The 22,834-nt window shown below is 73.1% G+C and carries 16 protein-coding genes and 2 pseudogenes; 15 read left to right on the forward strand and 3 right to left on the reverse strand.

Features of this window, described 5'->3' with window-relative positions; translation table 11 throughout:
- Positions 1-320 precede the first annotated feature (320 nt).
- From ACGF2V_RS07330 to ACGF2V_RS07355, 6 genes and pseudogenes are all read left to right on the forward strand, one after another.
- A complete protein-coding gene (locus tag ACGF2V_RS07330; protein ID WP_362629952.1) occupies positions 321-1,523 on the forward strand; it encodes a bifunctional adenosylcobinamide kinase/adenosylcobinamide-phosphate guanylyltransferase in 1,203 nt (400 codons plus the stop codon).
- A 124-nt stretch (positions 1,524-1,647) separates the two neighbouring features.
- Positions 1,648-2,481, forward strand: a complete 834-nt coding sequence (locus ACGF2V_RS07335) for a class I SAM-dependent methyltransferase (RefSeq protein WP_362629949.1) — start codon at positions 1,648-1,650, stop codon at positions 2,479-2,481.
- A 65-nt stretch (positions 2,482-2,546) separates the two neighbouring features.
- The gene (locus ACGF2V_RS07340; RefSeq protein ID WP_392911086.1) at positions 2,547-3,812 is read left to right on the forward strand and encodes an IS701 family transposase; all 1,266 of its coding nucleotides are present in this window, start codon (positions 2,547-2,549) and stop codon (positions 3,810-3,812) included.
- A gap of 583 nt (positions 3,813-4,395) precedes the next feature.
- Complete coding sequence (cobT, locus tag ACGF2V_RS07345) at positions 4,396-5,562, forward strand: nicotinate-nucleotide--dimethylbenzimidazole phosphoribosyltransferase (RefSeq protein WP_362630325.1); 1,167 nt, start codon at positions 4,396-4,398, stop codon at positions 5,560-5,562.
- Between the two features lie 309 nt (positions 5,563-5,871).
- Positions 5,872-6,423: pseudogene (locus tag ACGF2V_RS07350) on the forward strand (phosphatidylglycerol lysyltransferase domain-containing protein); the annotation flags it as partial.
- Complete coding sequence (locus ACGF2V_RS07355; protein WP_362703979.1) at positions 6,420-7,169, forward strand: hypothetical protein; 750 nt, start codon at positions 6,420-6,422, stop codon at positions 7,167-7,169. The pseudogene ACGF2V_RS07350 and the gene ACGF2V_RS07355, both read left to right, overlap by 4 nt.
- A 92-nt stretch (positions 7,170-7,261) precedes the next feature.
- On the opposite strand, the pseudogene ACGF2V_RS07360 reads toward ACGF2V_RS07355, so the two are convergent.
- Positions 7,262-7,579: pseudogene (locus ACGF2V_RS07360) on the reverse strand (hypothetical protein); the annotation flags it as partial.
- A 110-nt stretch (positions 7,580-7,689) separates the two neighbouring features.
- Between ACGF2V_RS07360 and ACGF2V_RS07365 the strand changes: the two are divergent.
- Positions 7,690-8,472, forward strand: coding sequence for an adenosylcobinamide-GDP ribazoletransferase (locus ACGF2V_RS07365; protein ID WP_362703981.1), 783 nt, complete (start codon positions 7,690-7,692; stop codon positions 8,470-8,472).
- 254 nt (positions 8,473-8,726) lie between these two features.
- Here the strand turns inward: ACGF2V_RS07365 and ACGF2V_RS07370 are convergent, their stop codons facing one another.
- A complete protein-coding gene (locus tag ACGF2V_RS07370; RefSeq protein WP_362630316.1) occupies positions 8,727-9,611 on the reverse strand; it encodes an endo alpha-1,4 polygalactosaminidase in 885 nt (294 codons plus the stop codon).
- Between the two features lie 328 nt (positions 9,612-9,939).
- Between ACGF2V_RS07370 and ACGF2V_RS07375 the strand changes: the two genes are divergently transcribed.
- From ACGF2V_RS07375 to ACGF2V_RS07405, 7 genes are all read left to right on the forward strand, one after another.
- Complete coding sequence (locus ACGF2V_RS07375; RefSeq protein ID WP_362630313.1) at positions 9,940-11,484, forward strand: leucyl aminopeptidase; 1,545 nt, start codon at positions 9,940-9,942, stop codon at positions 11,482-11,484.
- A gap of 339 nt (positions 11,485-11,823) precedes the next feature.
- Positions 11,824-13,212: a dihydrolipoyl dehydrogenase gene (lpdA, locus tag ACGF2V_RS07380; protein WP_362630310.1), complete on the forward strand. Its 1,389-nt coding sequence runs from the start codon at positions 11,824-11,826 to the stop codon at positions 13,210-13,212.
- A 60-nt stretch (positions 13,213-13,272) separates the two neighbouring features.
- Complete coding sequence (sucB, locus tag ACGF2V_RS07385; RefSeq protein ID WP_362703983.1) at positions 13,273-15,132, forward strand: 2-oxoglutarate dehydrogenase, E2 component, dihydrolipoamide succinyltransferase; 1,860 nt, start codon at positions 13,273-13,275, stop codon at positions 15,130-15,132.
- A gap of 148 nt (positions 15,133-15,280) precedes the next feature.
- Complete coding sequence (locus tag ACGF2V_RS07390; protein ID WP_073782202.1) at positions 15,281-15,904, forward strand: GntR family transcriptional regulator; 624 nt, start codon at positions 15,281-15,283, stop codon at positions 15,902-15,904.
- Between the two features lie 297 nt (positions 15,905-16,201).
- On the forward strand, positions 16,202-18,868 hold the full coding sequence (gene aceE / locus ACGF2V_RS07395; protein ID WP_362630304.1) for a pyruvate dehydrogenase (acetyl-transferring), homodimeric type: 2,667 nt from the start codon (positions 16,202-16,204) through the stop codon (positions 18,866-18,868).
- Positions 18,869-19,145: 277 nt separating this feature from the next.
- Complete coding sequence (locus tag ACGF2V_RS07400) at positions 19,146-20,117, forward strand: WYL domain-containing protein (protein ID WP_362703985.1); 972 nt, start codon at positions 19,146-19,148, stop codon at positions 20,115-20,117.
- Between the two features lie 61 nt (positions 20,118-20,178).
- Positions 20,179-20,700, forward strand: a complete 522-nt coding sequence (locus ACGF2V_RS07405; protein ID WP_362630676.1) for a DUF4240 domain-containing protein — start codon at positions 20,179-20,181, stop codon at positions 20,698-20,700.
- Positions 20,701-20,731: 31 nt separating this feature from the next.
- Here ACGF2V_RS07405 and ACGF2V_RS07410 read toward each other — a convergent pair whose 3' ends face one another.
- Entirely contained in the window at positions 20,732-21,259 is a 528-nt protein-coding gene (locus ACGF2V_RS07410; protein ID WP_362630669.1) for an N-acetyltransferase, read from the reverse strand.
- Between the two features lie 166 nt (positions 21,260-21,425).
- Here ACGF2V_RS07410 and ACGF2V_RS07415 point away from each other — a divergent pair, with 166 nt between their 5' ends.
- A complete protein-coding gene (locus tag ACGF2V_RS07415) occupies positions 21,426-22,325 on the forward strand; it encodes a TIGR01777 family oxidoreductase (RefSeq protein ID WP_362630666.1) in 900 nt (299 codons plus the stop codon).
- Positions 22,326-22,834: the final 509 nt, after the last annotated feature.

Consider the following 22,834-nt stretch of genomic DNA (forward strand, 5'->3'; position numbering starts at 1 on the left):
CTGGGTCGCTCTGCTGCCCGCAGCCTAGTGCCCCTCCCGGCAACGTTTACCCCGTCGTGCCGCCCAGCACTTCCCCGAGCTGTCAGCTTCGTTCGAGCAGGGGAGATCCCCTTGCTCGCGGCGTTGGCCAAAAGCCCACGTAGCGCACTGCGAGGGGCTTCCGGCCGACTTGCGATCGCGCGCACCGGACGACGCTCCGGTCACCGCACTGGTGCCGACCCGGGCGGCGGTGCCCGTGTCGGGTACGGAAACGGGGCGTGCGCCGATCCGGGGAACGCCCGGGCCGCGCATCGGTCAAGCGGACGCGGGAGGATCGGAACGTGGAACTGACTCTGCTCGGCACCGGCGCCCCCGACGGGCTGCCGAGGCCCGAATGCCCTTGTGCCGCCTGCGCGACCGCCCGCGGGACGCGTTCGCGGGCGGCGACCGCGCTGCTGGTCGACGACGCGCTGTTGCTCGATCTCACTCCCGGCGCCGTGTTCGCCGCCGCCCGCGCGGGACACTCGCTCACCGGCGTACGACAGGTGCTGCTCACCCACCCGCACGACGGGCCCGCCGTGGAACTGCCCGCCGGACTGCCGCCCGCGGGACGGGTTCCGGACGGGCGGGCGCTGACGCTGATCAGCGGACACCGGGTGCGGGCGGTGGCGATGGACGTTCCGGGGACCGGCTACGAGGTGACCGGGCCGGAGGGTGTCCGGCTGCTCTACCTGCCGCCGGGCGCCGCGCCGTCCGGTCTCACGGACCGGGTGGCGCAGCCGTACGACGCCGTGGTCGGGGACGTGGTCGGGCGGCCGGACGCGGTGGCGCGGCTGCGGGCCGTCGAGGCGATCGGCCCGCACACCGAGATCATCGCCGTCCATGTGGACCATGACGCACCGCCCGGCGCCGAGCTGGACCGGCGGCTGGCGACCGCCGGGGCGCGGGCCGTTCCGGACGGGACGACGCTGGTGGTGGGCGAGTACCGGACGATGCCCCGGATGCCCAGGCGCACCCTGGTGACGGGCGGTGCCAGGTCCGGGAAGTCGGTGGAGGCCGAGCGGCGCCTGGAGACGTACCCCGAGGTGGTGTACGTGGCGACCGGGGGCGGCCGGGAGGGGGACGCGGAGTGGGCGCTCCGGATCGGGCTGCACCGGGAGCGCAGGCCCGCCAATTGGCGTACCGAGGAGACCTGTGAACTGGTGGAACTGCTGGAGTCGGACGGCCCCCCGCTGCTGATCGACTGCCTCTCGCTGTGGCTGACGGACGCGATGGACCGGGTGGACGCCTGGGACGACACGGCATGGGCGGGCGGCGGGCGGAGCGCGCTGCGGAAGCGGACCGCCGAACTGGTCACCGCGGTGCGCCGGACGCGCCGCACGGTCGTCGCCGTGACCAACGAGACCGGATCGGGCGTGGTCCCCGCGACGGCCGCCGGGCGGCGGTTCCGGGACGAACTGGGCCGGTTGAACGCCGCGTTCGCCGACGAGTGCGAACAGGTGCTGCTGGTCGTGGCCGGTCAGGTGCTGACGCTGCGCGGCTGACGGCAGCGGCGGCAGTGGCCGTCGGCACTCGGGCGACGATCGCACGAGAGAACACGAGAGAAGGGGGCGAGAAGGACGAAGACGACGAGGGGACGAGGCGGACGGGGGGCGAGGAGGAGCGGTCATGGCGCGGATACGGCCGATGCTGAGTGGGGTTCCCGAGACCCTGCTGTGGACCCTCTACAACCGGGCGTACGAGGCGGGACAGCGCTATCCGGTGCTGGACGATCCGATGGCGCTGCGGCTGGTGGAAGCGCTGGACTACCCCTTCGAGGAGCGGTTCGGCCGCCCGAACGCCTTCTACTCGCAGCTCCAGGGGCTGCGTTCGCGCTGTTTCGACCTGGCCGTGCAGGCATACCTCGCCGAACGGCCCCGCGCCACCGTCGTCGCGCTCGGCGACGGCCTGGAGACCGGCTTCTGGCGGGTCGACAATGGCCGGCTGAACTGGTTGAGCGTGGAGCTTTGGGAGGTCGCCGAGCTGCGCCGGGCGCTGCTGCCGGACTCGGACCGGTCGCGCACCCTGGCCCGGTCGGCGACCGATCCGGCCTGGCTCGACGAGATCGAGGACCCGCGGGGCCGCGGTGTCGTCGTCACGACCCAGGGGTTGCTGATGTATCTGCGCCCGACGGAGGTGCGGGCGATCCTCGCGGCCTGTGCCGAGCGGCTGCCCGGTGGTGTCCTCGTCCTGGATTCGATGGCCCGCCGTCCGGCCGCGTACACACTGTCCGGACGGTGGAAGGTCGGGGGAATGACCATTCCGCCGATGCGCTGGGCGATGGACCCCGGCGAGCGGCCCGGACTGCGCAGCGCGCATCCGGGGATCACCGAGGTGCGGGCGCTGCGTCTGCCGCGCGGGCGGGGGGCGATGGGCGGGCTGATCCGTCTCCAGTCGCGGCTGCCGGGGCTGCGGGGCCTGACGCCCGCGATCACCTGGCTGAGGTTCGGGGGCACGGACTAGTAGTGCTTGGTCAGGTTGGTGGCGGTGGTGCGTGTCCTGCGGGTGGGGTGTGGCGTTGAGGGTGTGTGACTCCGGACGAGATTGCTGCTGTACGTGATGAGTTGGAGGCGTTCGCGGCGGAAATGTTCGAGCCGTTCGCGCGCAAGGATCAGCGCCGGTGGGGGCAGGTCTACCTGCGGGGACTGCTGACGGACGGCAAGCGGAAGTCGGTCGAGCCGATGGCCGCCCGGCTGGGAGCGGACGGCAACCGCCAGGCGCTGGCCAACTTCATCACGACCAGCCCGTGGGATCCGGCCCATGTCCGGGCGCGGCTGGCCTGGGCGATGGAAACGGCGGTCCAGCCCACCGCGCTGGTCTTCGACGACACCGGCTTCCTGAAGGACGGGGACGCTTCGGCGTGCGTGTCGCGGCAGTACACCGGCACGGCGGGCAAGGTCACCAACTGTCAGGTCGGTGTCTCGCTGCATCTGGCCCGCGACCACGCCTCGGCGGCGGTCAATTGGCGGCTGTTCCTGCCCCGGACCTGGGATCCGGCCTCCCCAAAGGCCGATCCGGACAAGGCCGCCCGCCGCACCGCCTGCGGGATTCCCGACGATGTCGGTCACGTGGAGAAGTGGCAGCTGGCCCTGGACATGCTCGATGAGACCCGCTCGTGGGGCATCGAGGTGCCGCTGGCCGTCGCGGACGCCGGATACGGCGACGCTGCCGCGTTCCGGCACGGGGTGCAGGCCCGCGGCCTGAACTACGTGGTGGGGATCTCCACCACGCTGTCGGCCCAGCCCGGCGAGGCGGTGCCGGTGGCCGAGCCGTACTCCGGGACCGGACGCCCGCCGGTGGCGAAGTACCCCGACAAGCCGCAGCCGGTGAAACAGCTGGTCATCGAGGCGGGCCGCAAGGCCGCACGAGGGGTGCAGTGGCGGGAAGGCTCCCGGCCCGGCACCGGCCGCAGCGGCTTCAGACGGATGTACTCCCGCTTCGTGGCCTTGCGGATCCGGCCTGCCGGACGTGAGGTCCGGCAGGCCACCGACGGTCCGGAACTGCCCCTGTGCTGGCTGCTGGCCGAGTGGCCCGCCAGTGAGAGCGAGCCGGTCCAGTTCTGGCTCTCCGACCTGCCCGCCGACACCCCGCTGACCACCCTGGTCCGCCTGGCCAAGCTCCGCTGGCGCATCGAACACGACTACCGTGAGATGAAGCAGGCCCTGGGCCTGACCCACTTCGAAGGCCGCACCTGGAGCGGCTGGCACCACCACGTCACCCTCGTCTCCGCCGCGCACGCCTTCTGCACCCTGCAACGACTGGCCCGGGCCCCAAAAGACGCGGCGCCGGCCTGAGCCTCTACCAAGTCGTCCGCGAGCTACAGACCCTCCTCGCGACATGGGCCGGCGCATGCCCCACCTGCCAACGCGACATACCCGCAGCCACACCAACCTGACCAAGCACTACTAGTGCCGTGACCGGCAAGGTTTACCCGGAAGGAGCGTCGTCCGGTGCGTGCGATCGCAAGGCGGCGGAAGCCCCTCGTAGTCGACTACGTGGGCTTTTGGCCGACGCCGCGAGCAAAATGGGGTCTCCCCTGCTCGAACGAAGCCGAGAGCTCGGGGAAGTGCCGGGCGGCGCGACGGGGCAAACGTCGCCGGGAGGGGCACGGTCCAGGACCCGGACCCGCGATGACGCGACCGCCGTACGAGGGCCGGGCCCCGCGGCGACGCAATCGCCGTTGCGGACGCGGGGCCCGGTGGCGGACGCGGAACCGCGCCGGACGTGGAACCGGTGGCGGAAGCGGAACCTCGTGGCGGAAGGACGCCGGAAACGCGGCGGGTACTGTTCCGCAGTGAGCCCGCCGCCGGGCTCGCGGACCCACCACGTCCCCCGACGTACCGACGTATCGACGTATCGACCCGCGAGGCAGACCCCGTGAATCTGGACGACTTCTCCGACCTGATCGAACGCCCCGACGGCGGCGTGCGGCGCGATGCCGAGGAACGCCGGGAGCGCCTGATCGTCCCGCCGGGCGCCCTCGGCCGCCTGGACGAGCTGGGCGAGTGGCTCTCGGCCGCCCAGCAGTCCGTACCGGTCAGGGCGATCGAGCGGCCTCGTGTGGTGCTCTTCGCCGGTGACCACGGGGTCGCCGAGCTGGAGGTCTCGGGGCGCGCGGCCGGCAGCGCGCACGAACTGGTGCGGGCCACGCTGGAGGGCGCGACCCCGCTCGCCGTGCTGGCCCGGCAGTTCTCCGTACCGGTACGGATCGTGGACGCCGGTCTGGACTGCGATCCCAAGCTGCTGCCCGAGTCCGTGGTCCGGCACCGGGTGCGGCGGGGCAGCGGGCGGATCGACATCGAGGACGCGATGACCGCCGAGGAGGCCGAGCGGGCGCTACGACTCGGCATGGCGATCGCCGACGAGGAGGCCGACTCGGGCACGGACCTGGTGGTGCTGGGCGATCTGAGCGTGGGTGGCACGACGGCGGCGGGCACGCTGATCGCGGCCCTGTGCGGCACGGACGCCTCGGTGGTCACCGGGCGCGGCGGGGCGGGCATCGACGACCTGGCGTGGATGCGCAAGTGCGCGGCGATCCGGGACGCGCTGCGGCGGGCCCGTCCGGTCCTCGGCGACCAGCTGGAGCTGCTGGCCGCGGTGGGCGGTGCGGACCTGGCGGCGATGACCGGGTTCCTGCTCCAGTGCGCGGTGCGCAGGCTGCCGGTGATCCTGGACGGCGTGGTCTCGGCCGCCTGTGCGCTGGTGGGCCAGCGGGCGGCCTTCCGGGCGCCGGACTGGTGGCTGGCGGGCCAGGCGAGCGGCGAGCCGGCGCAGGCCAAGGCTCTGGACCGGATGGCGCTCAACCCGCTGCTGGACCACGGCGTCACCGTGGGCGAGGGAAGCGGGGCCCTGCTCGCGCTCCCGCTGGTCCGGGCCGCGGCCGCGCTGGCGGCGGAACTCCCCGAGCGTGCGTCCGACGCCGGGAACGATGACGCCGACAAGCACGACACCGGCGAGGAGCCCGGCGAGGGAACCGGAACCGACGAGGGCGAGGATGCCGGGATCGAGGGGAAGAGCGGCGTCGGCGGGACGGCCGCCGGCTGACGGGCCCGGCGAGGCCCTGACCGGCGGCGGCCGGCGGATCCTGCGGGCCGCAGTCGGCGGGCATCGGCCCCGGCCCCACCCTCCCACGCGACGCGATGCACCATATGATCGCTTTTCATGGGAGAGGTCCGATTGGCCACCGTGGAATCCGGGCGGGCGGGCACCCGGGCACCGAGCACCGCCCGCTCACGCCGCTGCGCCGCGTTCACCATCTGGTACCTCCGGGGCGTCTCGTTCATCAATTTCCTGAGCGCGGTCTGGGTCACCCTGGGCAACGACCTGCGTCGCCACAACACCGCGAACCTCTTCGGCTTCTCGATGGCCCTGGGCCGGCTCGGCGACCCGGCCGACGGCCGGTGCGTGATGCTCGCATGCCGTGACGCGCCCTCGGGGGCGGGCGGCGGCCCCGGCAGGTTGCGGGCGCTGCTGAGCTTCGTCCCGTGGGGGCCGCACGGCCTTTCGCTGGACCTGATGCGCCGTGACCGGGACTCCGAGAACGGACTGGTGGAGTTCATGGTCATCGAACTCCTGCGACGCGCAGAGGAGATCGGGATCACTCAGGTCTCGCTCAACTTCGCGATGTTCCGGTCCGTCTTCGAGAGGGGTTCGCGGCTCGGTGCCGGACCGGTGCTGCGGCTGTGGCGCTCCATGCTCGGCTTCTTCTCGCGCTGGTGGCAGATCGAGTCGCTGTACCGCGCCAACGCCAAGTACTGGCCGATCTGGGAGCCGCGCTTCATGCTCTTCGAGAAGAGTGCCGACCTGCCGCGCATCGGCCTGGCCGCGGGCCGTGCCGAAGGGTTCCTGGAGGCGCCGGGGCTGCCGAAGTGGCTGCACCGCTCGCATCTGGGGGCCGGGGGATGAGACCCGGCAGCAGACTGCGCGGGGCGGCCCGACGCGAGTGGGAGCCACTGGTACGGACCGTGCGCGCGGGGCTCGTGGCCGCCCGGCTGCGGGCCGTCTCCCTGACACTCGTCGCGGTCTGCCTGACGGCGCTGCTGCACGCGGTGCAGAGCCTGACCTGGGGGGTCGAGGTGGTGCGGGCGCTGGGGGTGGTGCGGGCCGAGGACCCGTTCTGGGCGGCCCTGCTGCGTACCCCGTTGTCGCTGTTCGTCCCGGCGCTCGACCTGCCGGTGTGGGGGGCGCTGGCGCAGATCCTGGTGGTGTTCGGGATCGCCGAGATCTGTCTGGGCCGGTGGCGCACGCTCGCCATCGCGTACGTCGCCACTCTCGCCGGGACGCTGTACGCGCGGATCGGCATCGCCCTCGGCCCGGGCGGGCCGTTCGGGCTGCCCGCGTCCGACGCCCAGGTCGTCGACACCGGCCCGTCGGCCGCGGTGGTCGGTCTCGCCGTGTACGTGTGCTGCGTCTACCGGGCGTGGTTCACCGGCGGGCTGGTGATCGTGGCGATGGTGGTCGAGGTGCTCCTCAAGGCCAACCTGGCCGGGAAGGAGCATCTGGCGGCGATCGCCGCGGTGCTCGTGCTGTGCGCCGTCACGGTCGCCCGGAACCGGCACCGGCGCCGCAGCCGTGCCGCCGACCACCGCGCTCATGAGTCGCGCCGTCCGCGGGCCGGGACCCGGTCCGGCGCGCCGCCGATGAGGTCCTGAAGTCCGCGGCGCGGCCCCCGGCCGGCGCACGTCGTGGTGGCGGGCGCGCAGCCCCTCCCGGGCGCGGGCGCGCGCGGTGCCGCCCGCGGTGGAACCGCCGGGCACACGGCGGCGCCGGCGCCGAGGCGTACGCTCGCGACCGCTGCGAAGCCGCCCACGACACTCAGCACCACGCCGGGCACCACGCGATGGACGTGCGGCCCGCCGGACGTGAGTTGCGGAACGGGCCCTTCCCGCCCTGATCATCCGGCTGTTGACCCGGGTGACGGCGAAGGTGAGCACGAGGGCGGCCAGGGCGAGGAGCAGGGGGCAGGGGCGGGGGGCAGGGGCGGGGGGCAGGGGCGGGGGCAGGGGCGGGGGCAGGGCGGCTTTCCCGGCTCGATGATGTTCGGGTCCGGCCAGTGACCCACGCCACCCACCCTCGACAAGCCGCTTTCGTCATGGTTCGTCATGGTCGGAGGCGTTTCATCCTGCCTTCCGACCCACCCATCGGCCGATCGCAGCGATTAGCCTGCGCGCCGTGACCTTGCTGAACAGCCACGGCCCGCGCTTCGCCTTCGGCACCCTGACCGTGATCCCCGTCCGCGTCACCCGGTGGGACCGGGACACCGCCCGCGCCGGGATGCTGTGCGCCCCGCTCGCCGGTCTCGTGGTGGGAGTGCTCGCGGCGGCGGCCGGTGCTGCGCCGCTGCTGCTCGGCTCCGGGCCGCTGCTCGCCGCGGTGGCGTCCGCCGCGGTGCCCGCGGCGCTGACCCGGGGGCTGCACCTGGACGGTCTCGCGGACACCGCGGACGGGTTGGGCAGCGGCAAGCCGGCCGACGAGGCCCTGCGCGTCATGAAGCGGTCGGACATCGGCCCGTTCGGCGTGATCACGCTGCTGTTCGTGCTGCTGGCCCAGGTGGCGGTCCTCCAGCAGCTGTACGGGCAGGGCTGGGCGCACGGCGCGGTGGCGGCGGTCGTCGCCGCGGTCGCCGCCCGGCTGGCGCTCACCCTGGCCTCCCGCCGGGGCGTGCCCGCGGCGCGTCCGGAGGGGCTGGGCGCGGCGGTGGCGGGGACGGTCCCGGCGGCGGGGGCGGTGGCGGCGGGCGTCGTGGTGATCGCGGCGTGCGCGGGGGCGGGTGCGCCGCTGGGCGGGTACGGGGCGGCGGCACACCACGCCCTCGCCGTCCTGGCCGCCCTCGCCGTCGCCCACGTACTGCTGCGGCACTGCGTACGGCGCTTCGGCGGAGTGACCGGGGACGTCTTCGGAGCCCTGGCGGAGACGGCGGCGACGACGGCGCTGGTGGTGCTCGCGCTCGGGTAGGCCCGCGACCACGTGGGACGCGGGGCGGGACGACGACCTCCCCCGGACACGTGCGACGGACGGGCGGGCACCACAGCGGGCCCTCCGGTCACGTACGACGGACAGGGACCACAGCGGCCCCCGGCCACACGCGACGCAAAAGGACCACAGCAGGCCCCCGGCCACACGCGACGCACAAACACCGCAGCAGGCCCCTCGGCCACACACGACGCGCAGGGCCACAGCGTGCCCCGGTCACGTACCACGGACAGGGACTACGGCCGGTCCCCCGGGCACTCCTGACGCCACACGCCCAGTTCGTACTTCTTCCGCAGCGAACTGAGGCCCAGCCGCTTCGAGTCGGCGCAGAACCGCGCGACCGGCAGCTCGTACTCGACGTGGAAGACGGCCTTGCCCGCCTTGACGAACGGGGTCAGCGCCTCGCACTCGTCGTACTGCGCGCACTGTTCGTTGACCGCGAAGTCGAAGTCCGGTTCCAGCTCCGGGATCTGGCCGAGGTCGTTCTTCAACCCGACGGCGAGTCCGTGGCGGTGGGCGATCCGGGCGATGAGCCGGTTGTAGCGCAGCTGGTCGGCGGCGGTCAGCGGGAAGCCCGTACGGTTGCGGTAGCCGTCCATGTTGTCGGGCTCCACCGCGTCGAAGCCCTTGTCCGCGCACATCGCGATCCGCTTCTCCATCAGCGGCTCCAGGATGTCGGTGCGGCGGATGTCGAGCCACCACTCCCCCTCCCAGCCGTTGCTCTCGCCCCGTACCGACGTGGGGAACTTCCCGGCGTCCGGGCGGAAGTCCTCCCAGGCCCCGGTGGACAGGTAGCAGATCACCTTGCGGCCCCGGCGGTGCAGATCGGCGACGACCGACGCGTCGTGGTCGAAGCCGTCGATGTCGTACACGGGGACGTCCACCGTGGGGTCGAGCCTGCCGGAGAGCTGCCACTGCCAGCCGATGCCGGGCTCCGGACGCCAGCGCGTCCCCTTCTCGTTCTCGCCGGACTCCTCGCCGGACCTGCCCGGCCTCGCGGCGGACGTCCCGCCGGGGTCCGGGGCGACGGTGCAGCCGGCCAACAGGGCCAGCAGGGCCAGGAGCACGGCGGGCAGCACCGGGCCCGGACGTAACGGGCGGACAGTCCCTCGATCGCGCATGGTTCTCCCCCCTCGGGTGCGGCATCGCGAATGACCCTACTTCCACCGTGTGTTCGCCCCGTACGCCCCTGCTCCACCCCGCCGCGGCCTCGACCCCGGCCTTCGCCACCGACCTTCCGCGACCGCGGCCCCGGCCACCGTCACCGGCCGTCCGCGAGCGCGGCCCGGGCCCCCGCGCCGCTCCTCGACGGCCCGCCGCCGTTTTCCCGCAGCAAAGGCGCGCGTAGGCTCATTCCCGGCACATTGCGGCGGCGTCTACGATGCGCCGGGCATGGTCGGCCCACCCCTCGACCGACAACGAACTCAACGGAAGCGAGATTTCACCACCGTGACTGCTCTCACTCTCAGCACATCCGGTGCGGCGACGCTGCGCGCCGACGCACTCGTCGTCGGCGTCGGCAAGGGCGACAAGGGCCTGGTCCTCGCACCGGGCGCCGAGGCCGTGGACAAGGCGTTCGGCGGGAAGCTCGCCACGGTCCTGGAGGCTCTGGGCGCCGCCGGTGCCGAGGGCGAAGTGACCAAGCTCCCCGCGCCCGACGGCCTCAAGGCCCCGGTCGTCCTCGCGGTCGGACTCGGTCCCGTCCCGGACAAGGGCGAGGCGTACGACGCCGAGGCGCTGCGCCGGGCCGCGGGCTCGGCCGCCCGCGCGCTGGCCGGTTCGAAGAAGGCCGGTTTCGCGCTGCCCGCCGAGTCCGCCGAGGACGCCGGGGCGATCGCCGAGGGCGCACTGCTCGGCGCGTACGCGTTCACCGCGTACCAGGGCGGCGAGGACAAGCTCGCGCGCAAGGGCAAGAAGAACGGCAACGGCGCCAAGCCGCCGCTGGGCGAGGTCGCCCTGCTCGGCGCCAAGCCGCGCGACAAGGCGTTCAAGGCGGCCGCCGAACGCGCCGTCGCGCTGGTCGAGGAGATCAACCGCGCCCGCGACCTGATCAACACCCCGCCGAACGACCTGTACCCCGAGTCCTTCGCCGCCGTGGCCGCCGCCGCGGGCAAGGAGCACGGCATCAAGGTGCAGGTCCTCGACGAGAAGGCGCTCACCAAGGGCGGCTACGGCGGTCTGCTGGGCGTCGGCAGCGGCTCGGTCCACGGCCCGCGCCTGGTGAAGCTCGCCTACACGCACCCGAAGGCGGAGAAGACCCTGGCCCTGGTCGGCAAGGGCATCACCTACGACTCGGGCGGCATCTCGCTGAAGCCGGCCGGCCACAACGAGACGATGAAGTGCGACATGAGCGGTGCCGCCGCCGTGTTCGCGGCCGTCGTCGCCTCCGCCCGTCTGGGCCTCCGGGTCAACGTCACCGCCTGGCTGGCGCTCGCCGAGAACATGCCGTCGGGCAGCGCCACCCGCCCCGGCGACGTGCTGCGCATGTACAGCGGCAAGACCGTCGAGGTCCTCAACACGGACGCCGAGGGCCGCCTGGTCCTCGCCGACGCGCTGACCCGCGCCTCGGAGGAGAACCCGGACGCGATCGTCGACGTGGCGACGCTGACCGGCGCGATGATGCTGGCGCTGGGCAACCGCACCTTCGGCATCATGGCGAACGACGACGCCTTCCGCACCTCCATCCACGAGATCGCCGAGGAGGTCGGCGAGGCGTCCTGGCCGATGCCGCTCCCCGCCGACCTGCGCAAGGGCATGGAGTCCCCGACCGCCGACATCGCCAACATGGGCGAGCGGATGGGCGGCGGCCTGGTGGCCGGTCTCTTCCTCCAGGAGTTCGTGGGCGAGGGCATCGCCTGGGCGCACCTGGACATCGCGGGTCCGGCCTTCCACGAGGGCGCGCCGTACGGCTACACGCCGAAGGGCGGCACCGGTTCCGCGGTCCGCACGCTGGTGAAGCTGGCCGAGCGCACGGCCGCCGGCGACCTCGGCTGAGGTCGCGTCACGCGGACGGCCGGCGGCCCCGGGCAATATGCCCGGGGCCGTTCGCGTTCCCCTCCGTGGAGCCACGGCGTGAAGGAGGTTTTCGCTCTCGACGAACCAGAGGGGAGCAGTACCTCACTACGCAGCGGTAACCGTCCGGGACGGATGATCGTCCTTCCCACACCCGGGCCCCGCGTCCCACCACCCGTCGACAAGTGCGAAGATGGGTTCTCGGCAGGACAGGGCCCCCACCACAGGGCCGACCAACAAGCGGCCGCACACCAGCCGACCGGCCGGTCATCCCCCAGCGACGGGGCCCGGCGTACGGCGCACATGCATGGAGGACGTGACGTGGCGAACGACGCCAGCACCGTTTTCGACCTAGTGATCCTCGGCGGCGGTAGCGGCGGCTACGCCGCGGCCCTGCGCGGGGCGCAGCTGGGCCTGGACGTCGCCCTGATCGAGAAGGGCAAGGTCGGCGGCACCTGCCTGCACAACGGCTGCATCCCCACGAAGGCCCTGCTGCACGCCGGCGAGATCGCCGACCAGGCGCGCGAGGCCGGCCAGTTCGGTGTCAGGGCCACCTTCGAGGGCATCGACATCGAGGCCGTCCACAAGTACAAGGACGACGTCATCTCGGGCCTGTACAAGGGCCTGCAGGGTCTCATCGCCTCGCGCAAGGTCACGTACATCGAGGGCGAGGGCCGGCTCTCCTCCCCCACCTCGGTGGACGTGAACGGCCAGCGGGTCCAGGGCCGCCACGTGCTGCTCGCGACCGGCTCCGTGCCCAAGTCGCTGCCGGGCCTGGAGATCGACGGCAACCGCGTCATCTCCTCGGACCACGCGCTGAAGCTGGACCGCGTCCCGAAGTCGGCGATCATTCTCGGCGGCGGCGTCATCGGCGTCGAGTTCGCCTCGGCGTGGAAGTCCTTCGGCACCGACGTCACGATCATCGAGGGCCTGAAGCACCTCGTCCCGGTCGAGGACGAGAACAGCTCCAAGCTCCTGGAGCGCGCGTTCCGCAAGCGCGGCATCAAGTTCAACCTCGGTACGTTCTTCCAGGGCGCCGAGTACACCCAGGACGGCGTCAAGGTCACCCTGGCCGACGGCAAGACCTTCGAGGCCGAGGTGCTGCTGGTCGCCATCGGCCGCGGCCCGGTCTCGCAGGGCCTGGGCTACGAGGAGGCCGGGGTCGCCATGGACCGCGGCTACGTCCTCGTCGACGAGTACATGCGGACCAACGTGCCCACCATCTCGGCCGTGGGCGACCTGGTCCCGACGCTCCAGCTCGCGCACGTCGGCTTCGCCGAGGGCATCCTGGTCGCGGAGCGCCTGGCCGGTCTGAAGACCGTTCCGATCGACTACGACGGTGTCCCGCGGGTGACGTACTGCCACCCCGAGGTCGCCTCCGTGGGCATCTCCGAGGCCAAGGCCAAGGAACTCTACGGTGCGGACAAGGTCGTCGCCCTGAAGTACAACCTCGCGGGCAACGGCAAGAGCAAGATCCTGAAGACCGCGGGCGAGATCAAGCTCGTCCAGGTCAAGGACGGTGCGGTGGTCGGCGTCCACATGGTCGGTGACCGTATGGGCGAGCAGGTCGGCGAAGCCCAGCTCATCTACAACTGGGAGGCGCTGCCCGCCGAGGTCGCGCAGCTCATCCACGCCCACCCGACCCAGAACGAGGCGCTCGGCGAGGCCCATCTGGCCCTGGCCGGCAAGCCCCTCCACTCCCACGACTGATCCGGTCGACCGGGCGCGACGACCACCACTTCCGCACTTTCGTAAGGAGCAACCGAAACCATGTCGGTTTCCGTAACCCTTCCGGCGCTCGGTGAGAGCGTCACCGAGGGCACTGTCACCCGCTGGCTGAAGGCCGAGGGCGAGCGCGTCGAGGCCGACGAGCCCTTGCTCGAGGTCTCGACCGACAAGGTCGACACCGAGATCCCGGCCCCGGCGTCCGGCGTCCTCACCGCCATCAAGGTCGCCGAGGACGAGACCGTCGAGGTCGGCGCCGAGCTGGCCGTCATCGACGACGGCACGGGTGCGCCCGCCGCCGCTGCCGCCCCGGCCGCCGCCGAGCCCGAGGCCGCCCCGGCCCCGACCCCGGCCCCGGCTCCCGTCGGCGAGGCCCCCGCCGCTCCGGCTCCGGCTCCCGTCGCCGAGGCTCCCGCCGCCGCTCCGGCCGGTGGCGCGACCGGCACCGACGTCACCCTCCCGGCGCTCGGCGAGAGCGTCACCGAGGGCACCGTCACGCGCTGGCTGAAGGAGGTCGGCGAGGAGGTCGCGGAGGACGAGCCCCTCCTGGAGGTCTCCACGGACAAGGTCGACACCGAGATCCCGGCCCCGGTCTCCGGTGTGCTGCTGGAGATCGTGGTCGCCGAGGACGAGACCGCCGAGGTCGGCGCCAAGCTCGCCGTGATCGGTGCCCCGGGTGCCGCCCCGGCGGCTGCCCCGGCCGCTCCGGCCGCGGCTCCCGCGCCCGCCGCCGCACCGGCCCCCACCCCGGCACCGGCCGCTCCCGCGGCTCCCGCCCCGGCTCCGGCCCCGGTGGCTCCGGCTGCCCCCGCCCCCGCCCCGGCTCCGGCCCCGGTGGCGCCCGCCGCTCCGGCTGCCCCGGCCCCGGTCGCCCCGGCGGCTCCGGTCGCGCCGGTCGCGCCGGCCCCGGTCGCCCCGGCCCCGGCTCCCGTCGCGGCCCCGGCCGCGCCCTCCGGTGACGAGGGCGCGTACGTCACGCCGCTGGTCCGCAAGCTCGCCGCCGAGAGCGGTGTCGACCTGGGCACGGTCAAGGGCACCGGCGTCGGTGGCCGCATCCGCAAGCAGGACGTCGTCGTCGCCGCGGAGGCCGCCAGGGCCGCCGTCGCCGCCCCGGCCCCCGTCGCCGCCGTGCCCGCCGCGGTCACTGCCGCCTCGAAGGCGCCGAAGCTGGAGGCGTCCCCGCTGCGCGGTCAGACGGTCAAGATGACCCGCATGCGCAAGGTCATCGGCGACAACATGATGAAGGCGCTGCACTCGCAGGCCCAGCTGACCTCGGTCGTCGAGGTCGACGTCACGAAGCTGATGAAGCTGCGCGCCCTGGCCAAGGACGCGTTCGCGGCCCGCGAGGGCGTCAAGCTGTCCCCGATGCCGTTCTACGTCAAGGCGGCGGCCCAGGCGCTGAAGGCCCACCCGGTCATCAACGCCCGGATCAACGAGGACGAGGGCACCATCACGTACTTCGACTCGGAGAACATCGGCATCGCCGTGGACGCCGAGAAGGGTCTGATGACCCCGGTCATCAAGGGCGCGGGCGACCTGAACATCGCCGGCATCTCGAAGAAGACCGCGGAGCTTGCGGGCAAGGCCCGCGGGGGCGGCCTGACGCCGGACGACATGTCCGGGGCCACCTTCACCATCAGCAACACCGGCTCGCGCGGTGCGCTGTTCGACACCGTCATCGTGCCCCCGAACCAGGCGGCGATCCTGGGCATCGGTGCCACGGTCCGCCGTCCGGTGGTCATCGACCACCCGGACCTGGGCGAGACGATCGCGGTGCGCGACATGACGTACCTGTCGCTCTCCTACGACCACCGTCTGGTGGACGGTGCGGACGCCGCCCGTTACCTGACCACGGTCAAGGCGATCCTGGAGGCCGGTGAGTTCGAGGTCGAGCTCGGCCTCTGAACGTCGCGGCTGTAACCAGCCTCACCAGCGGTGCCCCCGTTCGGACCACGTCCGGACGGGGGCACCGCCGTATTGTCTAGTCATTCACCGGTCGCCCCGGCAGCCGTGATGGCGCAGACAGCACCGGTCCGCCTCGAAGGAGCTCGACATGACCCCGCCCGTCGTCCACTCGCTGCGCGAACAGATCCGCGAGCACATCGTGGACGGGATCGTCAGCGGGCGCTGGAAGCCGGGCGAACGGATCGTGGAGCGCCGTATCGCCACCGAGCTGGAGGTCAGCCAGACGCCCGTACGCGAGGCCCTGCGGGAGCTGGAGACGCTCCGCCTGATCGAGTCCGCCCCCAACAAGGGCGTGCGGGTCCGCAACCTCACCGCGGCCGACCTGGAGGAGAGCTATCCGGTCCGGGCCGGTCTGGAGCAGATCGCCGCGGAACTGGCGGCCCCGGCCCTGGGCGAGGACTGCTCACGCCTGGCCCCGCACGTGGCGGCGCTCTACGAGGCGGACCGGCTGGCCGACGGCGAGGCGCAGGTGCGGCACACCGTGGCGTTCCACCGCGAGATGGTGCGGGCCGCCGGGAACGCCGTGCTGCTGCACACCTGGGAGGGACTGGGCATCGAGGTCTTCACCGCCCTGTCGATCCGCTGGCTGGGCACGGTGCAGAAGTCGTACGCGGAGGAGCACGAGGCGCTCATCGAGGCGTTCCTGCGCAAGGACCCGGACATCGGGGCGCTGGTCAAGGCGCACGTCCTGGGCTGCGCGCCGCGCGCCTGAGAAGCCGGCAGAGCGTCCGGTGCCCGCGGGAGCCCTCCTGTGCGGGCGACGCATCCGTCGCGAGGGGCGCTCGACCGTGCGGAAGGGCGCCCCTTTTGCGCACTTGATCCCGTCACTCCGTGCCCCGCTTCGCGGCACCGAATGCCAATTTCTTCATATCGAGAAGTTTTTCCCCTCAGCCTTTGATCGATCATCGATCGACCACCTACAGTTCATTCGCGGGCTCACCGGCCCCATCGCCCTGTCCTGCCAGCCAGGGACTTCTCCACCCTCCTCCCACTCCGGAAGGCGGCGATCATGACCGACCCCGTAAAGCTTCCGAGCGAGCTCGACCAGCTCCCGGATCGCGACCCCGAGGAGACCGCCGAATGGGCGGCCTCCCTGGACGCCGTCACCAGGGCCGCAGGCCCGCACCGCGCCGCGTACCTGATGCGCCGCTCGCTCCAGCACGCCGAGGGCGCCGGTCTCGCGCTGCCCAAGCTCCTGGAGACCGACTACGTCAACTCCATCCCGACCGCCGCCGAGCCCGCGTTCGACGGCGATCTGGAGATGGAGAACCGGATCACCGCGTGGAACCGCTGGAACGCGGCCGCGATGGTCACCCGCGGTGCCCGGTTCGGGGTCGGCGGTCACATCGCCACCTTCGCCTCGGCCGCCTGGCTGTACGAGACCGGCTTCAACCACTTCTTCCACGGCAAGGAGGGGGACGGCTCCGGCGACCAGATCTACGTCCAGGGCCACGCCTCCCCCGGCATCTACGCCCGTGCCTTCCTCGACGGCCGTCTCGGCGAGCGGCAGTTGGACAACTTCCGCCAGGAGGCGGGCGGCGACGGCCTGCCGTCCTACCCGCACCCGCGACGGCTGCCCTGGCTGTGGGAGTTCCCCACCGTGTCGATGGGCCTCGGCCCGCTCTCCGCGATCTACCAGGCGCGCTTCAACCGCTACCTGACCAACCGCGGGATCAAGGACACCTCGAACTCGCACGTCTGGGCCTTCCTCGGCGACGGCGAGATGGACGAGCCCGAGTCGACCGCCGCCCTCGCCCTCGCGGCCCGCGAGCGGCTCGACAACCTGACCTTCGTCATCAACTGCAACCTGCAGCGCCTCGACGGCCCGGTGCGCGCCAACTTCCGCGTGGTCCAGGAGCTGGAGGGCGCGTTCCGCGGTGCCGGCTGGAACGTCGTCAAGACGCTCTGGGGCAGCGCCTGGGACGAACTGTTCCAGCTGGACGCCACGGGCGCGCTGGTCCGTCGGCTCCGCGAGGTCCCTGACGCGCAGTTCCAGACGTACGCCACCCGCGACGTCGCGTACATCCGCGAGCACTTCTTCGGCGCCGAGCCCGCGCTCGTCGAGATGGCGAAGCTGCTCACGGACGCGAAGATCGCCGAGTGCTTCTACACCTCGCGCGGCGGCCACGAGCCCCGCAAGGTCTACGCGGCGTACAAGGCGGCCCTGGAGCACAAGGGCGGCCCGAGCGTGATCCTCGCCCAGACGGTGAAGGGCTTCACGCTCGGCAAGGGCTTCGAGTCCAAGAACGCCAACCACCAGATGAAGAAGCTGTCCGTCGACGAGTTCAAGGACATGCGCGACCTGCTGGGGCTGCCGATCCCGGACAGCGCCTTCGTGGACGGCCTGGTGCCCTACGGCCACCCGGGCGCCGACTCCCCGGAGGTGCGCTACCTCCAGGAGCGCCGTGCCGCCCTCGGCGGTCCGGCCCCGGCCCGCCGGGTGCACGCCGTGGCGCTGCCCGAGCCCGAGGAGCGCGCGTTCGCCGCGCTGAAGAAGGGGTCCGGCAAGCAGGAGATGGCCACCACCATGGCCATCGTCCGCCTCGTCAAGGACCTGATGCGGGACAAGCGGACGGGCAGGCGCTGGGTGCCGATCGTGCCGGACGAGGCACGGACCTTCGGCATGGAGTCGCTGTTCCCGTCGGCCGGCATCTACTCGCCGCTGGGCCAGACGTACGAGCCGGTCGACCGCGACCAGCTGATGTACTACAAGGAGGCCAAGGACGGCCAGATCCTCAACGAGGGGATCACCGAGGCCGGCGCCCTGGCGGACTTCATCGCCGCGTCCACGTCGTACGCGACGCACGGCGAGCCGATGATCCCCTTCTACATCTTCTACTCGATGTTCGGCTGGCAGCGCACCGGCGACCAGTTCTGGCAGCTCGGCGACCAGCTCGGCCGCGGCTTCGTGGTCGGCGCCACGGCGGGCCGCACGACGCTGACGGGCGAGGGTCTCCAGCACGCGGACGGCCACTCGCACCTGATCGCGGCCACGAACCCGGCCTCGCTCAACTACGACCCGGCGTTCGCGTACGAGATCGCGGTGATCGTCAAGGACGGTCTGCGCCGGATGTACGGCCCCGACGCCGAGGACGTCTTCTACTACCTGACGGTCTACAACGAGCCGAAGCCGCAGCCCGCGATGCCGGAGGGCGTCGAGGAGGGCATCCTCAAGGGCCTCTACCGCTTCAAGGAGGGCACGCCCGCGACGGCGGACACGCCGCGCGTCCAGCTGCTGGCCTCCGGCACGGCGATCCACTGGGCCCTGGAGGCGCAGGAGCTGCTGGCCGCGGACTGGGGCGTCAGCGCCGACGTGTGGTCCGCGACCTCGTGGGGCGAGCTGCGCCGGGAGGCCATGGAGTGCGACGAGGCGCTGCTCCGGGGCGAGCAGCGGGTGCCGTACGTGACCCGGGCCCTGGAGGGCGCGCCCGGTCCGGTCCTAGCGGTCAGCGACTGGATGCGGCAGGTCCCGGACCAGATCAGCCAGTGGGTGGAGCAGGACTGGTCCTCGCTCGGCACGGACGGCTTCGGCCTGTCCGACACCCGTGACGCGGCCCGTCGCCACTTCGGCGTGGACGCGCAGTCGGTCACGGTCGCGGCGCTGGCCCAGCTGGCCCGTCGCGGCGAGGTGAGCGTGGCCGCGGTCAAGGAGGCCCGGGAGCGGTACGGGCTGTGACCCGGGAGTGACACCGGGACGGTGGAGGGGGGGGGGGGGGGGGGGGGGGGGGGGGGGGCCGCCCCGCGGCCGGGCCCGCGGCGCGGGGGGGGGGGGGGGCGGGGGGGGGGGGGGGGGGGGGGGGGGGGGGGGGGGGGGGGGGGGGGGGGCCCCCCCCCCCCCCCCCCCCCCCCCCCCCCGCTCCGTCTCCGCGGCCGCGTGCCGTTCCGGGGCCGGGGCGGCACAGGGCACGGGCATCGGGTTCGGGCGGCGGACGACTCGCGGCCACAATGGGCCCATGCGTGCTGCCCGCCTCATCAAGATGGTGCTGCTCCTGCAGTCCCGCCCCGCCATGACGGCCGCCGAACTGGCCCGGGAGCTGGAGGTGTCCGAGCGGACCGTCACCCGGGACGCGCAGGCGCTCTCCGAGGCGGGCGTCCCGGTCTACGCCGACCGGGGCCGGGCCGGGGGCTACCGCCTGGTCGGCGGATACCGCACCCGCCTCACCGGCCTCGCCCGCGACGAGGCCGAGGCACTCTTCCTCTCCGGACTTCCTTCCGCCCTGCGCGAGATGGGTCTGGAGGACGCCGCGTCCGCCGCACGGCTCAAGGTGTCGGCGGCGCTGCTCCCCTCGCTGCGCGACGCCTCCGACAGCGCCGCCCGGCGCTTCCACCTGGACGCCCCCGGCTGGTTCCGGGAACCGGAGACCCCCGAACTGCTGCCCGCCGTCGCCCGGGCCGTGTGGGACGACCGGGTCGTGCGCGCCCGCTACCGTCGCAACGGGCGGGACGAGGACGTGGAGCGGGAGATGGCCCCGTACGGGCTCGTCCTGAAGGCCGGTGTCTGGTACCTCTGCGCCCGGGTGGCGGAGGACTTCCGGGTGTACCGGCTCGACCGGTTCTCGGCCGTCTCGGTCTCGGACGAACGGTTCACGCGCGACGAGGACTTCGATCTGCCGGGGTTCTGGGAGGAGCGGTCCGCGCAGTTCGCCCGCGCGCTGCTGCGGGACGTGGTGACGGTGCGGGTCTCGGAGGAGGGCGTACGCCGACTGCCGTACGTGATGGACCGTTCGGCGGTCCGGGAGGCCCTGGAGTCGGCGGGTCGGCCCGATGCGCGGGGTTGGCGCACACTCACTCTGCCGGTCGAGTCCCTGGAGATCGCGTACAGCCAACTGCTGGGGCTGGGGCCCGAGTCGGAGGTGCTCGCACCGGCCGGTCTGCGGGCCCGTCTCGCCGCGGCGGCGCAGCGCCTGTCCGACCTGTACCGCTGAGCGCGGTCTCCCGTCGCGTCCGCGTGCGCCGTCCGCGGGCACGGCCGATGCTTGATCCGTGATGGACGAGACGGAGTTCTGGGAGATCATCGACAGCACCCGCGAGGACGCCGAGGGCGACCCCGAGGATCAGGCCGACCTGATCGTCGAGCGGCTGGTGCGGCTCGATCCCGAAGCCGTGCTGGACTTCGCCCGGCACTTCGAGGCCCGTTACAACCGCGCGTACCGCTGGGATCTGTGGGGCGCCGCCGCCGTGCTGCTCGGCGGCGCGGGTGATGACGCCTTCGACTTCTTCCGCTGCTGGCTGATCGGGCAGGGCCGGGAGGTCTTCGAGGGCGCGCTGCACGATCCGGACGCCCTCGCCGATCTCCTCGACGACTTCGACGAAGAGATCGACGGGGACGGCGAGGACCTCGGCTACGCCGCCGACGAGGCGTACGAGCAGCTCACCGGTGTGGTCGACCCGGATCTCGGGCTGCCTCCCCAGCCCGCGGAGCCGGAGGGTGTCCCGTTGGCGATCGAGGACGAGGCGACCCTCGCGGGGCACTTCCCCACGCTCTGGGCGCGGTTCAGGGGCGACTGAACGCGCCGGTGCGTCGGGGCGGCAGGACGGGTCAGGGGGCGAGCGAACGCCCCATCAGGACATCGTCGACATAACGGCCGCCGAGGAAGAACTCGCCGGGCAGCACGCCCTCGACGACGAACCCCTCCGACTCGTACAGGGCACGCGCGGGCGCGTTGTGCGCGAGCACCCGCAGCGTCATCCGGTTGATGCCCTCGTCCCGCGCCGCCGCGCACGCGGCCCGCAGCAGGGTCCTGGCGACACCCCGGCCGCGCGCCCAGTCGGCCACGGCCAGGCCCTGTATCTGGCGCACGTGTGTGTTGCAGGGCAGCGGGGTCGGCGGAACGACCCTGATGTATCCGGCGATCGCCGTCTCCCCCGCCTCGTTCTCCCCCTCGGCCACGAGCAGGTCCTCGGGACGGTGGCGGTCGTCGAAGAAGGGCTCGTAGGGCGGCTGCGGCCGCGGCATCACCGCGTGCAGGGTCGACCAGGTGGCGCGGTCGAGTTCTCCGAGGGCGTCGTCGTCGGAGAGGGTCGCGGGGCGAACGGAGCAGGCGGGAGGAGTGTGGGTCTCTTGCATGCGCGCCACTGTGCCAGGCCGTCCCCTGTCAGGCACCCCTTTTTTACCGGCCGCCGGGCCCTCCCCGACCGCCGCCGGGACCGCCCTGCCGCCCGGTGGGGCCGTTCCCCCGTCCGGTCGGCCCGGCCGGTGGGCATCCGGCGAAGCCCTGGGGCAGGATGGGGCCATGCTGCACACCCGTATCGCCGTCAGCGGAGCGTCCGGACTCGTCGGAGCGGCGCTCGTGCGCTCGCTGCGGGCCGACGGGCACGAGGTCGTCCGCCTCGTACGGCGCCCGGCGCGGGCCGGCGACGAGGTGGAGTGGGCCCCGGAGCGCCAGTACGTGGACGTGGCGGGCCTGGTGGGCTGCGACGCCGTCGTCCACCTCGCCGGGGCCGGGGTCGGCGACCACCGCTGGACGCCGGCGTACAAGCAGGAGATCCGGGACAGCCGGGTGCTCGGGACGACGGCGCTGGCCGAGGCCCTCGCCTCGCTGGACGTGCCGCCGAAGGTGCTGGTGTCCGGGTCGGCCATCGGCTACTACGGCGACACCGGGGACCGGGCGGTCGACGAGAGCGCCCCGGCCGGCACAGGGTTCCTTCCGTCCGTCTGCGTGGAGTGGGAGGCCGCGACGGCGGCCGCTCAGGAGGCGGGCGTACGGACGGTGCACGCCCGCACCGGTCTGGTCGTGGGCCGTGGGGGCGGGGCCTGGGGGCGCCTCTTCCCGCTGTTCCGGGCGGGGCTCGGCGGACGGCTGGGCAACGGGCACCAGTACTGGAGCTTCATCGCACTGCACGACGAGGTCGCGGCGCTGCGGCACATCCTGGACACGGAGTCGCTGTCGGGCCCGGTGAACCTCACCGGCCCCGACCCGGTCACCAACGCCGAGGTGACCGCCGCCATGGGCCGGGTGCTGCGCCGCCCCACGCTCCTGACCGCCCCGGCACCGGCCCTGCGCCTGGTCCTCGGCGACTTCGCCGAGGACGTGCTGGGCAGCCAGCGGGTACTGCCGGGCCGACTGCTGGACTCCGGCTTCGTGTTCGCCTTCCCCGGCATCGACGCGGCGATCCGCGCGGCGCTGCGCTGAGCGACCCGCGACGATCCGTACGGCATCGCGCCGAACGCGGCGCTCCGTAGGCCGGTGTTCCGCGCCGAACTCGGCGCTCGTACGGCCTCGTCCCCTGCGTGGCGCCCCGCACGGCGTTGCGCCCGACGCGGCGCGGAGCACCGCCCCGAACGCGCCTCACGTCACCGCACCGCCCCACGCCGCACCGCCCGTCCCGGCCCAGCCACCCGTCCACGCCGCGACTGGGGCCCTGCCCCCGGCGGCGCCGGCCGCCCCGCGCCGCCGGAGCAGGGACGTGCGCCCCGTCGAACGCGCCTCGCGGCGCCGTTTCCAGCGCACCGCGAAGTGCACCGGCGCACGTCGGTCGCGTCCCTCGGGACCGCGGCCGTCCACGTCCGCCACCGAATCGGACGGACGTGCGACCCCGTGCAACGGTGCCCCGGGTGCGCGCGCCTGCGACTGTCCGGACCACCCCTCCTAGCCTCTTTGCGAACTCGGCATGCCGGGGGCCTGCCGGAGGCAGGAGCCCC

It is taken from the genome of Streptomyces sp. NPDC047982, assembly GCF_043204165.1.
GTDB lineage: Bacteria > Actinomycetota > Actinomycetes > Streptomycetales > Streptomycetaceae > Streptomyces.

Coding starts and splice junctions, on each gene's coding strand:
- aceE (WP_362630304.1), top strand. CDS start 16,202: ATGACCGACCCCGTAAAGCTTCCGAGCGAGCTCGACCAGCTCCCGGAT.
- ACGF2V_RS07355 (WP_362703979.1), top strand. CDS start 6,420: ATGAGACCCGGCAGCAGACTGCGCGGGGCGGCCCGACGCGAGTGGGAG.
- sucB (WP_362703983.1), top strand. CDS start 13,273: ATGTCGGTTTCCGTAACCCTTCCGGCGCTCGGTGAGAGCGTCACCGAG.
- ACGF2V_RS07405 (WP_362630676.1), top strand. CDS start 20,179: ATGGACGAGACGGAGTTCTGGGAGATCATCGACAGCACCCGCGAGGAC.
- ACGF2V_RS07415 (WP_362630666.1), top strand. CDS start 21,426: ATGCTGCACACCCGTATCGCCGTCAGCGGAGCGTCCGGACTCGTCGGA.
- ACGF2V_RS07335 (WP_362629949.1), top strand. CDS start 1,648: ATGGCGCGGATACGGCCGATGCTGAGTGGGGTTCCCGAGACCCTGCTG.
- ACGF2V_RS07400 (WP_362703985.1), top strand. CDS start 19,146: ATGCGTGCTGCCCGCCTCATCAAGATGGTGCTGCTCCTGCAGTCCCGC.
- ACGF2V_RS07390 (WP_073782202.1), top strand. CDS start 15,281: ATGACCCCGCCCGTCGTCCACTCGCTGCGCGAACAGATCCGCGAGCAC.
- ACGF2V_RS07410 (WP_362630669.1), bottom strand. CDS start 21,259: ATGCAAGAGACCCACACTCCTCCCGCCTGCTCCGTTCGCCCCGCGACC.
- ACGF2V_RS07370 (WP_362630316.1), bottom strand. CDS start 9,611: ATGCGCGATCGAGGGACTGTCCGCCCGTTACGTCCGGGCCCGGTGCTG.